The sequence below is a fragment of the Streptococcus mitis genome (genome assembly GCF_001579035.1).
Classification (GTDB): Bacteria; Bacillota; Bacilli; order Lactobacillales; family Streptococcaceae; genus Streptococcus; species Streptococcus mitis_J.
The window spans coordinates 113,081-114,836 of sequence record NZ_KQ970290.1 but is presented as its reverse complement, the minus strand read 5'-3'; the positions used below and the strand labels follow the sequence as shown (position 1 = coordinate 114,836).

Sequence of the window (1,756 nt, the reverse complement as noted above, 5' to 3'; positions counted from 1 at the left end):
CAATCCTGTAGAAAGCAGTACAATGACCAAGTAAGCACGAAGTTCCTCGTCACCAAAGAAGGCTTTGACGCGACGGAGCATGAGGTAGTAGTAGAGGTTGAAATTTACCCCAAAAACCAGAACTCCGATACTAACTAGATAGGTAATCAGTGAGCTGCCATAGTGGGCAATTCCGTCGTTATAGACGGTAAATCCTCCTGTACCTGCTGTTCCCATGGCAATGACAAAACTATCAAATAGGGGCATACCAGCTAGATAATAGATGATGACAAAGAGGGAAAAGAGAGCTAGATAAAGAAGATAGAGAATCTGGGCAGTATTTTTGAGTTTGGATACGACCTTGCCAAAAACAGGGCCAGGAACCTCAGCCTTCATCACTTCTAGGTGGCTATTCTTGGCATTATCCATAATAGCAAGTGCAAAAACAAGCACTCCCATTCCTCCAATCAAGTGGGTAAAACTTCGCCAGAAGAGGAGGGAACGGCTGAGAACTGAAACGTCATTCAGAATAGTTGCTCCAGTAGTTGTAAAGCCAGAACTGATCTCAAAAAAGGCATCGATAACGCTGGGAATTTGTCTAGCAAAGACAAAGGGGAGACCGCCAAAGAAGGACCAAAGGATCCAACAGAGGGCCACAATCAAGATTCCCTCCTTGGCATAAATCCGTTGATTTTTTGGCTTTTGTAAAATTCCTGAGCCGCCTAGTAATACGAGAATCCCAATCGTTGTAAAGAGGGCTGTAAAGACTTGGCTCGATTCACGGTAATAGATAGCGACAGACACAGGAACCAAAAGAAGAACAGCTTCAATCAAAAGTAATTTTGAAAGGAGGTAACGAATCATACTTTTATTCATTTCTTACCTCGCGATCAAGTCATAAATCTTGGTGATGTTTGGTAACAAAGTTGTTACTAGGAGCTTGTCTCCGACTTCCAGCATATCCTCCCCGGTAGGGAAAATAGTCTTGCCCTTTCGAATGATAGCTGCGATAAGAACCCCTTTTTTCAATTTCAGTTGAGAAAGAGGTTTGGCAGTCATTTTATTAGCTTCCTTGATATGGAATTGCAGGGTTTCGATTTGGCCATTGGCTAGATGGTGCATGGCTTGAAGGTCTGAATACTGGGCATTAACACGACCACGAATAAAGTGCATAATCGTATCTACAGCGATGCTTTTAGGTGTGATGATACTTGAAAAATCAGGAGCATTGATAATCTCGAGGAGACTGGTACGATTGACCTTAGTGATATTTTTTTGTACACCTACCCTGTCAAGGAACATAGAGGTAATCAGATTTTCCTCATCGACTCCTGTTAGAGTCGCAACGGCATCATAGTGTTGAGCACTTTCTTCTAGCAGGATATCTTTTGCAGTACCATCTCCTTGGACGATATGAAGATTTGGGAATTTCTCGCTAAAGAAGCTGGCGATTTCAGGATTGATTTCAATAACCTTGGTATCGATACGACTGTCTTTGAGGATACCTAGTAGATAATAGGCAATTCTACCAGCTCCAACAATAAGGAGACTCTTCACGGCACGAGACTTGAAATAATTATGGAAGAGCATCATATCGACACGGTTACCAGTGACAAAGATTCTATCTTTATCCTGTACAGTCATGTCACCGCTTGGAATGATAATTTGATGATCTCTTTCTATCGCACAGACAATGACATTGCCAAATTTTTTCCGAAAATCAGAAATGGGCATTTGGCAAAGACCGCTGGAGGATTTAACAGTGAATTCCATCAAG

2 protein-coding genes are annotated in these 1,756 nt (G+C 42.1%); both read right to left on the bottom strand.

Features of this window, described 5'->3' with window-relative positions:
* Positions 1-855 (bottom strand): TrkH family potassium uptake protein (locus tag SMIDD26_RS08750; RefSeq protein ID WP_061439853.1); only part of this gene is annotated, 855 nt, incomplete at its 3' end.
* A 3-nt stretch (positions 856-858) separates the two neighbouring features.
* Positions 859-1,756, bottom strand: an 898-nt coding sequence (gene trkA / locus SMIDD26_RS12340; RefSeq protein WP_246747009.1) for a Trk system potassium transporter TrkA, incomplete at its 5' end; no start/stop codon positions are given.